Source organism: Salinispora oceanensis (assembly GCF_000383575.1).
Classification (GTDB): domain Bacteria; phylum Actinomycetota; class Actinomycetes; order Mycobacteriales; family Micromonosporaceae; genus Micromonospora; species Micromonospora oceanensis.
Map to the genome: position 1 here is coordinate 1586576 of NZ_KB911579.1, position 12548 is coordinate 1599123.

Genomic DNA, 12548 nt, shown 5'->3' on the forward strand with positions numbered 1-12548 from the left:
CTCCTGGGGCACGCGGGGAGCACCCGCTACCCACCGGGACAGCTGGCCTCGCCGCCGCTCCGCTCCTGGCACCTCGTTGGTGCTGGAGGTGGAGGCGAGGGCGAGTTGATATCCCGGTACGCCTCAGGGGCCACCGGTACTGCGAGTAGGCAGAACCCAAACGCGATCAACAGGTAGACAGCGGCAGTCCGGCGTAGTTGCCCGCAGACGGCCACGGCGGCGATCACCATCGGGCCGGCCACCACCTCGACCGCCAAGAGCAGCAGTGCTGTGTTGCTCTTATGCGCCCGTTGGTCAGCACCGGCATCCTGGGTGCTGTCGGAATCGGGCCAAAATTCGACGCTGATGTCGAACCACCACTGGAGCAGCACCAGCGCGCCGAGGAGCCATGCCACCGTCAGCAGCACGACGGCGCTTGGCGCCCAGGGTGCCGCAGGCCGACGATCCATGCCGACAGGTTAGCCACGACCAGCAAGGGGTGGCGGGGGCGACGGCCGGTGGCGGCAGCTGCGGACGCCCGACCGGAGTGATCGAGACAGCACACTGGAGACACCGATGGCACGGGACCGACCGGGAGAACCAACCGGCTCTGCCCCGGCCCGCACAAGAGAGCTACGGCCCGGCTCAGGCCGACGCGGCCGCAAGGTTGCGGGTGAGGTACTTCAGCGCAGCGGCGGCGTCCGCACCGTCGGCGTGCGGACGGCGAAGGTCGTCGAGGAAGGCAGCCACGTCGGCGAGGGGCCACCAGAGCCGGTAGAGGGCGATCCCGACCGGCGACACGGCGCGACCGCTGAATCGGTGGTACCAGGAGCGCACCTGCGCGTCCACCCCCGTGGGCTTCTCCCGGAGCATTCCGGTGAACGCGTCGGTGAGCATCCACACGTCCCGCTCCGGGGGCGCCAGCTGCACGGTGGCCCAGTCGATCAGCCAGGCGCCCGTGGGTGAACGCAGGATGTTGCCGGGATGCGGCTCGCCGTGGGTGACCACCCAGTCGGACCCGTCACCGTGAACCTCGGCCACGAGCTGGTCGAACCTCTCCAGCCACTGCCGTACCCGCCTTTCGTGTAGGAGCAACAGATCCCGGGCAGCCTCGGAGTACGGGCCACCGATCCAGGGTCGCCCCAGGTCGGCGAGGGCGGCGTTCAGCCCGTCCCTGCCCGGCAGCAGCAGGTCGGCGCGGGGCGCCAGGTGCGCGACCGCGGGGGTGGCCCGGTGCACCTCGGCGACAAGCCCGGTCACCTCGGCGAGTTCCTCGCGCCGGTGGGGGCCGAACTGCCCGGCGGCGCCGGCGATTGTCGGAAACACCGACAGGGCGTACCGGGGCGACAGTCTCCACACCGGCGCTCCGTTCTCGGCCGGAACGGGCGCGAGCACGAATCCGAGCCCCGCGTCGCGGTGCAGGGTCAGTGCGGTCTCCTGGGAGCGGCTGAGCCGGCCGAACTCCTCCTCCCGTCCGTCCGCCACGAAGCCTAGGTCGTCAACCTTGACGAACCACCTCGAGCCGCGCTGATCGGTCGCTGACCAGTGGTGACTGCCGAAGCCCACCGGAAGGTGGGCCAGTGCGTCGGCACGGATGCACCATCCTGCACGTAGCGCCGCGCGTAGTTCATTCTCAGCAAGGCTTTCTGGCCTGTCTCGCATGCGTGTCATCCTTCGCGGAGCGGGCTGCGCGGTCGACGTGCGCCCGGAGCTTGGCCCTCTTGGGTTCCGGTGCGACGATGAGGTCGAGGCAGATGGCGACCGGGTCGGGGTAGTCGAAGCCGCCGGGTTCGAGCTTCGTCACACCCGGCGCCCCACTGGATACCTCTCCGCCGAGAACATCCGCCCAGAACTGGCCAACGCGGCTTCGCCTCGTGCCTTCACGTGGAACTGCGGCAGTCGCGTCGCCACGAAGACAAGATTATGTCCTGTGTGGAGTTATAGCATCGGAAATTCGGCTTCCGGTGCTGACCTGCCACTTTTTCCACTACCGGACCGTTGAGCCGCCTCCTGCTTTTCGCCCCCGTCTCGATGCGGCCGACGTAGCAGGATGCCGACGGCGATTGCCAGGGCGATCAGCACCCCACTGCTGATCGCCGACGTCACCGCCATTCCGGTGGTGAACGCCTGCCGAGCAGTGGCGAGCAGTGCGTCGCCGAGCCCGCCGGGCAACTCGGCCGCAACACTGACCGCCCCGCCCAGCGTCTCCGCCGCTACCTCCATCGACTCGGGCGGGGTCGTGGCGGGTGCGGACCCGGTCAGGTCCTGGCGGTAGATGGCACCGCCGATGCTCCCCAGCACCGCGATGCCCAGGGCGAGGCCGAGCTCGCTTCCGGTCTCGGAGATGGCCGACGCCGACCCGGCCCGTTCCTCGGGAGCCGCCCCGACGACCAGGTCCGTGCTCAGGGTCATCGCACCGGAGATGCCGAGGGATGCAGTCACCATGCCGATCACCAGCAAGGTGAACCCGGTGGCCGAGCCGATTCCGGCCAGAGCACCGAACCCCACAGCACCGAGCGCCAGACCACCCGCCAGCACTGCCGCGTGCGACCGGCGGCGGGCGGCGAGCGGCGCCAGCATCGCCCCGGTGACGCCCACCAGCGTCCACGGCAGGGACCAGAGTCCGGCTCGCAGCGGGGACATTCCGAGGACGAGCTGAAGGTACTGGCCGGCGAAGAACTGCACGCCCGCCATCGCGAAGACCGCCAGGGTCTGCACGGCGACGGCCACCCCGAACGTACGGCGGGTGAACAACGCCAGTTCGAGCAGGGGATCCCGCAAAGTCCGCTGCCGGTGAACGAAGATCCAGCCGAGGCCGGCCCCCAGGGCCATGCAGGCCCACGGCAGCGGACCACTGGCCCCCTCGGCGAACTGCTTGAACCCGAACACCACGGCCAGAATCGTGACCAGCGAGACAAGAACGCTGAGCAGGTCCGGGCGACCGGCGCCCGGATCCGCCACCTCCGGGAGGAGCACCGGACCGATAATCAGCAACAGCACCATCACCGGCACGCCGAGCAGGAACACCGACCCCCACCAGTAGGACTCAAGGAGAACCCCACCGACCAGCGGCCCGATCGCGGTCCCGGTGACAAAGCTGGTCATCCAGACACCGACCGCCACTCCGCGCTGCGCCGGGCTCGGAAACATGCTGCGGATCAACGCCAGAGTCGAGGGCATCAGCGTTGCCCCGGCGACCCCCAGCAGCGCCCGGGTGAGGATCAGCATCTCCGGGGTGGTGGAGAGCGATGCCAGCAACGACGCGACACCGAACCCGAACGCGCCGATCAACAACAACCGTCGACGACCGATCCGATCGCCGAGCGACCCCATCGTGATCAGGAAGCCGGCGATGAGGAAACCGTAGACGTCAGTGATCCAGAGCAGTTCCGAACTACTCGGCTTGAGCGTTTCACTGAGCGCCGGCACCGCCAGGTGCAGCACCGTGAGGTCCATCGCCACCAACAGCGTCGGCAGGGCCAGGGCAGCCAGACCCCACCACTCTCGCCGCCCCGCCCGCTGCGACTCCTGAGCCGTCATGACCCACCTTTTCATTGATGTAACGGGATTTCGTAGTCGATGTACGACTTCATTGATCACCACCACCGAACCTAGAAGTTAAAGAAGACTTCAAGTCAAGGTGGCTGGCCGGGCAAGGGCGGCTGCGCCCAGTCAGAGCGCCCATCGACTTGCTCTTGTCCGGATAGGACAATCGCGGCCGCTGACGCGCAGCACGGTCCCTGGCATCTCCTCAGCCGGCCGGCCTGAACCGCCGTGATGTGATCGTCGCCGGGACGTGCATCAGTGGGGCGGCGGTCTTGACCGCCCTCGGCGCCAACCTCGGTCACCGGCGTGCTGCTGGCTATCGCGTTACTCCTGCCGGTGTGGAGCGGCATCTCGAGTCGCGAGCACCGCGATCGCTCCGAGGCCGAACGACGCAACGCCGAGCAGGTAGCCCGGCTCGCCGAGTTGGACAACCGACGGGCGGTGGCGGCCGAGCGTACCCGGATGGCACGCGAGCTGCACGACGTCGTCGCCAGTCACATCGGGATCATCGCCATTCACTCCGCCGGTGCGCCCTCGCTGGCCGAGGACCGCCACGACCAGCGGCGCCAGGCACTCACGGTGATCCGGGAGAGCGCCGTGCGGGGACTGGCCGAGCTGCGTGAGTCGATCAACCTACTGCGCATGAATGACGACGGCGGGACCTGCCCAGAGCTACGGGATCGGTACGGCGTCGAGCTGGCGCAGCACCGCTTCCGGTAGCTGCAGGTCGGCTGCGGCGAGGTTCGTCCGGGCGTGGCTGACCCGCGTGGTGCCGGGTAGCGGAAGGACGGTGAGGCCGTGGACGCGTTCGCGGTGGTGGACCCACGCCAGCGCGACCTGTCCGGGGGAGGCGCCGAGTTGTTGGGCGAGACGTGTCAGGACCATGCCGGGGTGGTGCGGCGGCGTGTCGTCGCCAACCGGCCGGTGGTGGAGCAGGCCGTGGGACGTCGGTGAGTGCGCCACGACGGTGACGCGGTGCTCGGCGGCGGCGGCCAGCAGGCTGCCCTCGATGCCGCGCTCGGTCAGGGACCAGCGCTCCTGCAGTGCGGTGATCGGGTGCACGTTCTGGGCGCGGTGCAGGTCCGCGGCGGTGACGTTGGAGAGTCCGATCGCCCGCACCAGCCCGCGGGCGACCAGGTCGGCCAGAGCGCCGACGGTCTCCTCAATGGGCACGGTGTCGCTGCGGTGATGCAGGTAGTACAGGTCGATGACGTCGGTGCCCAGTCGTTGGAGGCTGGCCTCGCAGGCGTTCCGAACGTACGCGGGATCGGCGCGAACCTCGAAGCCGCGGGGGAGGTCGGGGCGGAGCCGGAGGCCGCATTTGCTGGCCAGGGTGACCTGCCCGCGCCGGGAGCGGATGGCGCGGCCGACGAGTTCCTCGTTGCCGTACGCATCGGCGGTGTCGATCATGCGTACCCCGTGGTCGAGGGCGCTGTGAATGACAGCGACGGGATCGCGGTCCGGGTCGGCGGGGGCGCTGTCCCGGAGGCGCATGGCACCGAAGCCCTGCCGCCCGAACGCTTCCGTGGTCAACGGTGGCGTCATGCGTGGTACCCGTGCAGGAAGGCCCGCACGCCCGCGGTGATCCAGTCTTTCCCTCCGCGCGTGTTGGTAGGGGTGCCCGGCGGACCGGGTGTCGCCGAGATCAAGCGCGCGAAGTGTACGGCGGCCCGCTCGGCGTCGTCGATGCGCAGCAGGTCAGCCTCGGCCCAACGACGCAGGCGGGCGGCGAGTTCGGCGCGAACGCGGGCGGGACCCGCCTGCCACCAGGCGGCGACCGCCTCGGCGCTGAGGTGGTCGGTCTCAGTGTCGACCTGCCGGATCAGTGCGCGGTGCGCTTCCGGCTGCCGGGTGTCGGAGAGCCACGCGTGGGCGAAGGCCGCAAGTGCCGGTTCGACCTGGTCGCGGGCGGCGACGGCGTCGAGGTGGCGTTCGACCAGCGCGGTGTGCTGCGCGGCGACGGTGGCCGCGGACTCGGTGATCACCGTGGTGAAGAGCGTTGCCTTATCCGTGAAGTGCTTGTAGATGGTCCGGGTGGACACGCCGGCCTCGTTCGCGATCGTGTCGATGCTGGCGCGGCTGAATCCGTCGCGGGCGAACGCCTGTAGCGCTCCACTCAGGATCGCGGCTCGCTTGACCCCCCGGAATTGACGTGCCCGCCCTGGCCGGGCCACTACTGACCATCGGCGTGGGGGTCGGACTGGCCATGGGCGTCACGGACGCTCAGGCCGTGAACCAGGTCAACACCGAACGCGCCGGCATGGCCGCGGGCATGCTCAACACCGTGCGCGGCGCCGCCAACGCGGCGATCCTCGCTCTCTTCGGCGGCGTCCTCATCACCCTCGTCGCCGGCCGACTGGAATCGGCGGACCTCGCGGGACGCGTCGTCGCCGGCAACATCGACGCCACCCCCGACGCCGGCCGGCTCGCGGCCCACCTGACCGACGCCTGGCGGATCGCCCTGCTCGGCGTCGCTGTCCTGGGTGCGGCCCTGGCCCTCATCACCGGTCTGCTCGTCCGCTCGACCACCACGCCCGGTACCGAGCGATAGCCGCGACGCGGTGCGCTGATGGCGTTTGCCGGGGGTCCTGGACTAGGTTCGTGCCTCAACGGCCGACGACGGGGAGGTCAGCGGGATGGACATCGGTACCGAGGAGTTACGGGACGCACACGACGTGTTGTCGGAGTGGTATGCGAAGAACCTGGTCGGGGTACTGGAGAGGATGCCGGTCGAGCGGGCGATGCTCGACCTGTTCGCCGAGCTGACCTTGTCCCTGGGCACGGAGGTCGCGGACGTCGGTTGCGGTACCGGACGGCTTCTGCCGTACCTCGCGGGTCGGGGCCTGTCGCCGTCTGGGGTGGATCTGTCGCCGGGAATGGTGGCGGTGGCGCGGCGGGAGCATCCGGGCTTCGGGTACGAGGTCGCCGATCTGCGGGAGCTACCGTTCGCCGACGCGTCGCTGGCGGGGGTGGTGTGCTGGTACTCATTGATCTTCCTGGCACCGGACTCCCGGGCGAAGGCGTTCGCTGAACTCGCCCGGGTCGTACGGCCGGGCGGCTACCTGGTGGCAGCATTCAAGTACGGGGACGGGACCGGACACCGTAATGCTCCCGGTAGCCCCGTCGAGAGCCTCGGAGTCGACTTCGACCGGTACTGGCTCTCGTCCCGGGAGATGGAGGACCGCTTCACCACCGCCGGATTCACCCTGGTGTTCCAGGGCAGCGCCCCGCCCGAAGAGCCCGAACCCGCTTACGGATACATGTTGGTCCGCAGGAGCAGTTCCGCGAACACGTAGGGCGCGGAGCGCAGACCTCCGGACACCTCCGCCCCGCGAGGCCCCTTCCAGGTGGCGCGGAAGGGGCCTCGGCTGTGGCTCAGAGGTTCAGCGTCCAGGTGTTGATGTAGCCGATGTCGTTGATCCAGACGTCGCCTACCCGCAGTAGCCAGGTGCCATCCGCGGCCTCGCCGGAGAGGTCGACCGTATAGGTCTCGTTGATGTGGTCAACCCGGTCGAAGAAGTCCCAGTTCTTCAGCCGGTAGGCGGAGCCGTCCGGAGCGACCAGGTCGATCTCCACGTCGCCGCGGAAGGTGTGCCGGATGTTCACTGCGACGGTCGAGGTGGCCGAGGCGGCCCGGCCGCAGTCCGAGAGGGTGATCGAGCTGCTGGCCACCGCCAGATCCGGAATCGCGACGTCGCTGTCGTTGGTGCCGGTACAGCCCGACGGCGTAGGCGGGGGCGTGGTGCCGTCATCGACAAAGAGCAGCCGGTTCGGCGAACCGCTGCCCGGGTTGCCGACAACGCCGCTGGTCGCGTTCGCCACCAGGGTGTCCCGGACCTGCTGCGGGGTGTACTCGGGATTCTCGGCGAGCAGCAGCGCGGCGGCGCCGGCCACGTGTGGCGCGGCCATCGACGTACCACTGGTCGTGGCGGTCGAGGAGTCGCTGCTGGCCCATGCCGAGGTGATCGACGAGCCCGGCGCGAAGAGGTCCAGACAGCTGCCGTAGTTCGACAGGATGTACCGGGCGTCGGTGCTGTTGGTCCAGCCGACGGTGATCGCCGCCGGGGTCCGGGCCGGGGAGAAGAGGCAGGCGTTGACGCCCCAGTTGCCCGCCGCCACCGTGTACGTCACACCGGAGTCGATCGAGTTGGTGACCGCGCCGTCAAGGGCGCTGCTCGGCAGGTTAAAGAGGCTCATGTTCGCCACCGCCGGCTTGACCGCGTTCGCGGTGACCCAGTCGACGCCGGCGATCATCGCTGCCGTGGTGCCCGCGCCGGCGCAGTCGAGCACCTTGACCGCGACCAGTTTGGTCGCTTTGGCCACGCCGTGCACGGTACCGCCGACGGTGCCGGCGACATGCGTGCCGTGACCGTTGCAGTCGGTGTCGTTGTTGTCCACCGTGTTGGTGCCCCAGGTTGCCCGCCCACCGAAGTCGGTGTGCGTCGTACGGACACCAGTGTCGAGGATGTACGCCGTCACATCACCAGCCGTGTTCGGGTACGTGTACGAGCCGTCCCGCGGCCGGTACCGCTGGTCGATGCGGTCCAGACCCCAGGACGGTGGGTCCGGTTGGATGCCCGCGATCGACACGGTGTGGTTCTGTTCGACGTACGCCACCGCCGGGTCGGCGGCGACCCGGGCCGCCGCCGCGGCGCTGAGCCGCAGCTCACCACCCCGCACGGCCGTGGTGTACGTACGCGCCACCGTGCCACCGTGCCGGCTGCGTAGTCGGGTCAGCGACGACCCGACGGCTGACCGGCTGACCTCGCTGTCCTTGAAGACCACGAGGTAGCTTCCCGGTATGGCCGTGGCCCCACCGGCGTTGCGGACCGTACCGGCCGGCTCGGCGGCCTGGGCCTGGGCCGCGGTCGGGGTCGCGACCATGGCCAGGGCGACGACACCGACCAGGACTGATCTGCGGTGCTTACCCATCTCCTACCTCCCCGTGGACGGCAGCCGGCCGTCCACCCCCGTTCGTAGCGGTTAGCTCGTTCGATGAGTTCGACGTGGTGGACGCGGGATTCTCGTCCGGGTCAGCCGGCTCGGCGGAGACGGCCCAGCATGCCGTTGAGGTCGTCCCTGAAGAGCTCGTGCCGGAAGATGTGCCCGCCTGGCTCTTCGCGTCCCTCGTGGGGAATACCGGCCTGACTGAGAGCGGCGCGGAACTCGCGTTGTCCGGCGAGCACCTGGGTCTCGTTGATGACGTCCCACCAGTTGACCGGCTCTGGTGAGGTGCCGGCGACCAGGAAGACCCGTTTGTGGTGGTAGCTCGGAATGCGTTCCATGGGGTTGTCCGCGGTGACCCGAGCCTGGTCGAAGAACGGCGCGCCGTAGATGGTGCCGCCACCCAGCTCCACCGCGGCGGAACTGAGGTTGGCCCAGTGCGCGACGAGGTGACCGTCGCGACGCAGGCTGGCGGGCCCGGAGTGGGAACTGACAGAGCAGAAATGTCCGAAATACTTGGCGGCGTACTTCAGCGCGCCGAAACCGCCCATCGAGAAGCCGGCCACCGCGCGTCCGTCGTACTCGGCGAAGGTGCGGAAGTTCGCCTCGATCCACGGCACCAGTTGGTTCATGTGAAAGTTTTCCCAGTTTCGCGGGCCCACGAAGGTGCTGACCGGGTTGCAGTACCAGCCAGCGGCGCCGCCGTCGGGCATGACCACAATGATCTCTCGGCCGGCGGTCAAATTCATGATGTTCTCGTGCATATGGAAGTGACGGAAGTCCTGCTGGCCACCGTGCAGCAGGTACAGCACGGGGTAGCGTTTGCCGCTGGTGTGGTAGCCGTCGGGCAGCAGGACATTGACGGCGGGGTCCCATTCGATTTCGTTGGTGGCGAAGCGGAAGTACTGCAGCCGTCCGGTGTGGTTGTTGGGGGGGCTGACGATACGGAGGCCGAACCCGTCACCGACGGCGTGGGCCGGATTCGGTATGAGGGCGGGGCCGCCGAACGCCCCGACGGCGGCTGCGGCTGCCGCGCCGGTGAGGAGGCGGCGGCGACTCAGCGGGGTCGGCTGCGTATGCGGGGTCATGATTGCTCCCTGAGGTAGGTGGCTTGCAATTAGATTGGGGAACGGGACTGGTTACGCCGCTCAGGTAGGGGTAATCCAGGTGCCCTGGTCCGGGTGCCAGCGAATGGTGGCCTGTTGGAAGCGTTGGTACTTGCCGTCACCGTCGTCGAGCTCGGAACCTCCTCTGCTCGGGCTCGTCGGGAACGGAGCGCATCACTGCGGGTGGGGCTGGTTGCCACGACACCAACAGCTGGTGATCCGGCCTCAATGGCTGACCTTTTGGCCTCAGTCGCCGATGTTCTGGCTTCAGTGGCCGACGTTCCAGCTGGCCAGCGTCAGCTGGCCGAATCGAACGACGCCTCGAGCTGCGGGAGGTAGTCGGCGATCGCCGGGGCCCAGCAGCCATAGTTGTGACCGCCGTCGCACGTGGGGGCCAAGGTGGAGCCGTCTTCGTAGTTGACGGTGTCGTGGGGAATGCCGAGGTCGTTGAGGCGCTCCTCGACAGTCGCGGTGGCGATGGCGGTGAAATAGTCGATGGTGCCCTGGTCGCCGGTGTAGAGCGCGATGGTGGTGTCAGCCAACCTGGCGAGGTTGGCCGGTGCGGCCGGGTCGACTTCGTTCCAGATCCGGTCGGCGTTGAAGATGGGATACGGAGAGCCGAAAATAGCGTCGCTGTCGACGTACGGGCCGTAGTTGGGGCATGGGCCGGCCGGCACGGAGCTGCACGGCAGGCCGGGGAGGTTGAGCTCCGTGGCCAGGACGACCGCGCGGATCGGCGCCATGCCGAAGTCGATCCCACCGGACAACGAGGCGACGTGACCGAACAGGTCGGGGCGGGCCTGCGCGTAGTGCAGCGATCCGAAGCCCCCCATCGACAGACCGATGACGGCCCGGTGGTTCCGGTCAGTGCGGGTACGCAGGTTGGCGTCGATGAAGGGAACGACCTGTTCGGTGTGGAAGGTCTCCCAGTTGGCCGCGCCGAGGGCGGTGTCCTGCATGACCCAGTCGGCGTACCAACCCTTGAGCCCGCCGTTCGGAGCCACCGTGATCATCGAGTTCGAGCGCAGGGCCGGGACGGCCGCCACGTCGTGCGGGCCGCCGGCCCCGCCGTGCAGGAAGTACGCGACCGGCCAGCGCTTGTCGGGTTCGGTGGCGTAGTCGGCGGGAAGAAACACACGGATCTCGTGTTGGCCGGACAACTGCGCGGTGGTCACGGTGAGGGTCAGGTCGGTGCTGGAGTGGGCCTCGCTGTCGACGAGGGTCAGGCCGTGGCTGTCGGTGAAGCTCGGGATCTCGACGGGTTGGGCCTGTGCCGCCGATCCGGCGGCAGCGACCGCCGCTACCGCGGCCACGGTGGCGGCCACGGTGGCGGCGGCGGGAAGCCGCAGGAACGACCGGGTTCGGTCGGAGAACAGCCGGGTTCTCATCGGGTGTGGTCCCTTCCTCGAGACGGTCACCGGCCTCGGTTGCTGGCAGTCGGCTACCAGCAACGCCGAGCGATCGGTGGATGCGTCGATTCCTCGTTCAGGCACCGCTGATGGTGGTATTCGGGCAGGTGCGGAGGACAGGCCACAACACCGGCCATCCGTGACCGCCCGTCTGTGACCGGCCGGAACCACGACAACACCGCCCCTCGCGACGACGGAGCCGGTGCGGTTCAGACGGTGCCGACCAGGGCGACCCGACCGAGCAGGAGCGTCGGGTCATGACCAGAGCTGCACCTCGGGCAGGACTCGCCGCGATTCTCGCGGTGTGCCTGGTGGCCGCGGGCCTTTCCCTGCGGTCGTCCCACCGCACCGGTCGCGGGGCGGGCGTTCGGGTTCGGCGGCGGTCAGCACTGTGACGCGCCAGAAAAGGGACTCCACCTGGTGGTAGTAAAAGCCGTTGATGCCGTTGCTCACCGCGGCGGCGAGCAGGGCGATTCCGTTCGCTCGCCCCACCACCGACCGACAGCGAGCAGGCTGGATACTGCATCCTGCAGGTAGGTGTGTGAGAGGAGTTGATCATGAATTCGGACGAGGTGAGCCCGGCCGACCCGCGTACCGGGACGATCGCGTCGATACTGGACGGTGCTACCGGCTGGGAACCTCTCTCCGGGGGGCTCGCCCACCACGTGCAGCGGGTCCGGCTCGCCGATGGCCGGCCGGCCGTGGTCAAGCAGACCCCGGCGTCCTCGCAGAATCCGCCCGGCATGTTCGGTCTGGAAGCCGCGGGGCTGCGCGCCCTCCATGAAATCGGTGGCGTTCCGACTCCCGAGGTCTACGAGGTGACCGAGCGCCATCTCGTCCTCGCCGCTCTGGCTCCCCGCCCCGACACCGACCGGTACTGGGAAGAAGCCGGCCGTACGATCGCCCGGCTGCACTCCGTCCAGGGCAGCACCTTCGGCTGGCCCGAGGACGGCTGGCTCGGCCTACTCCCCCAGTACAACAAGCAGTCCAGCGACGGCCACGAGTTCTTCGCCACCCACCGGCTACTGCGTTACGCGACCGAGCCGAAGGTCCAACAGGTCCTGGACCCGACCGACCTGGCCCGGCTGGAACGCATCTGCGAACGGCTACCCGAACTACTCCCACCCGCCCCCGCCGTGCTCACCCACGGCGACCTCTGGCGCAACAACCTCATCGCCACCGACCAGGGCACTCCCGTACTCATCGACCCCGCGGTGCACTGGAACTGGGCCGAGGCCGACCTCAGCATGATCTACAGCGTTGACCGCCCACCCGAGCCCTTCTTCGCCGCCTACGAGGAGGCCGCCGCCCCCCAACCGGGCTGGCGGGACCGCATGGACCTGCTCAACCTCCGCGAACAGCTCAGCGTCCTCGCCCACTTCGGCTCCGACCTTCCGGACTGGGTCCGCGACACCAAAACTGTGCTGCGCAAATACAGCTGAACAGTGAACTTCGGCCGGCACCGGGCGCCGCGACGGCCAGAAGAAGCTAGCTGGCACCTTGTCCGACCCCGGAGGCTGGAGGAGTGCCCCGAACTGCCGTAGCTTGTCCTCAGCGGGCAGGA

At 68.8% G+C, this 12548-nt stretch carries 13 protein-coding genes and 1 pseudogene; 4 read left to right on the forward strand and 10 right to left on the reverse strand.

The genetic code is table 11. The features are described 5' to 3' along the window. Window positions 1-26 precede the first annotated feature (26 nt). The 4 genes from SALPAC4_RS0107315 to SALPAC4_RS0107325 form a co-directional block, all read right to left on the reverse strand. Window positions 27-449, reverse strand: a complete 423-nt coding sequence (locus SALPAC4_RS0107315; protein WP_027644818.1) for a DUF6234 family protein — start codon at window positions 447-449, stop codon at window positions 27-29. A 175-nt stretch (window positions 450-624) separates the two neighbouring features. Then, window positions 625-1545, reverse strand: a complete 921-nt coding sequence (locus SALPAC4_RS0107320) for a phosphotransferase (RefSeq protein WP_019869753.1) — start codon at window positions 1543-1545, stop codon at window positions 625-627. A 67-nt stretch (window positions 1546-1612) separates the two neighbouring features. Then, window positions 1613-1783 (reverse strand): hypothetical protein, encoded by a 171-nt coding sequence (locus SALPAC4_RS27915; RefSeq protein ID WP_188116844.1) that lies wholly within the window; start codon window positions 1781-1783, stop codon window positions 1613-1615. Between the two features lie 134 nt (window positions 1784-1917). After that, entirely contained in the window at window positions 1918-3519 is a 1602-nt protein-coding gene (locus SALPAC4_RS0107325; protein ID WP_019869754.1) for an MFS transporter, read from the reverse strand. 312 nt (window positions 3520-3831) lie between these two features. On the opposite strand from SALPAC4_RS0107325, the gene SALPAC4_RS0107330 reads away from it, so the two are divergent. Further along, on the forward strand, window positions 3832-4245 hold the full coding sequence (locus SALPAC4_RS0107330) for a histidine kinase (RefSeq protein ID WP_019869755.1): 414 nt from the start codon (window positions 3832-3834) through the stop codon (window positions 4243-4245). Here the strand turns inward: SALPAC4_RS0107330 and SALPAC4_RS0107335 are convergent. After that, a complete protein-coding gene (locus SALPAC4_RS0107335; RefSeq protein ID WP_019869756.1) occupies window positions 4198-5019 on the reverse strand; it encodes an aldo/keto reductase in 822 nt (273 codons plus the stop codon). The genes SALPAC4_RS0107330 and SALPAC4_RS0107335 overlap by 48 nt on opposite strands. Before the next feature lie 47 nt (window positions 5020-5066). Next, complete coding sequence (locus tag SALPAC4_RS0107340) at window positions 5067-5699, reverse strand: TetR/AcrR family transcriptional regulator (protein ID WP_019869757.1); 633 nt, start codon at window positions 5697-5699, stop codon at window positions 5067-5069. On the opposite strand from SALPAC4_RS0107340, the gene SALPAC4_RS0107345 reads away from it, so the two are divergent. Both SALPAC4_RS0107345 and SALPAC4_RS0107350 read left to right on the forward strand, forming a co-directional pair. Then, complete coding sequence (locus tag SALPAC4_RS0107345; protein WP_019869758.1) at window positions 5678-6076, forward strand: MFS transporter; 399 nt, start codon at window positions 5678-5680, stop codon at window positions 6074-6076. The two genes, SALPAC4_RS0107340 and SALPAC4_RS0107345, sit on opposite strands and share 22 nt — an antisense overlap. Before the next feature lie 85 nt (window positions 6077-6161). Next, on the forward strand, window positions 6162-6821 hold the full coding sequence (locus SALPAC4_RS0107350; RefSeq protein WP_019869759.1) for a class I SAM-dependent methyltransferase: 660 nt from the start codon (window positions 6162-6164) through the stop codon (window positions 6819-6821). A 79-nt stretch (window positions 6822-6900) separates the two neighbouring features. Here the strand turns inward: SALPAC4_RS0107350 and SALPAC4_RS0107355 are convergent, their stop codons facing one another. The 4 genes and pseudogenes from SALPAC4_RS0107355 to SALPAC4_RS0107365 all read right to left on the reverse strand — a co-directional run bounded on the left by SALPAC4_RS0107355 (window position 6901) and on the right by SALPAC4_RS0107365 (window position 10963). Next, window positions 6901-8457, reverse strand: coding sequence for a S8 family serine peptidase (locus SALPAC4_RS0107355; protein WP_019869760.1), 1557 nt, complete (start codon window positions 8455-8457; stop codon window positions 6901-6903). Window positions 8458-8558: 101 nt separating this feature from the next. Further along, the gene (locus SALPAC4_RS0107360; RefSeq protein ID WP_019869761.1) at window positions 8559-9557 is read right to left on the reverse strand and encodes an alpha/beta hydrolase; all 999 of its coding nucleotides are present in this window, start codon (window positions 9555-9557) and stop codon (window positions 8559-8561) included. Window positions 9558-9617: 60 nt separating this feature from the next. Further along, window positions 9618-9710 (reverse strand): annotated as a pseudogene (locus tag SALPAC4_RS26235) (hypothetical protein); the annotation flags it as partial. 161 nt (window positions 9711-9871) lie between these two features. After that, on the reverse strand, window positions 9872-10963 hold the full coding sequence (locus SALPAC4_RS0107365) for an alpha/beta hydrolase (RefSeq protein ID WP_019869762.1): 1092 nt from the start codon (window positions 10961-10963) through the stop codon (window positions 9872-9874). Window positions 10964-11541: 578 nt separating this feature from the next. Here SALPAC4_RS0107365 and SALPAC4_RS0107375 point away from each other — a divergent pair. Further along, window positions 11542-12426, forward strand: a complete 885-nt coding sequence (locus tag SALPAC4_RS0107375; RefSeq protein WP_019869764.1) for a fructosamine kinase family protein — start codon at window positions 11542-11544, stop codon at window positions 12424-12426. Window positions 12427-12548 lie beyond the last annotated feature (122 nt).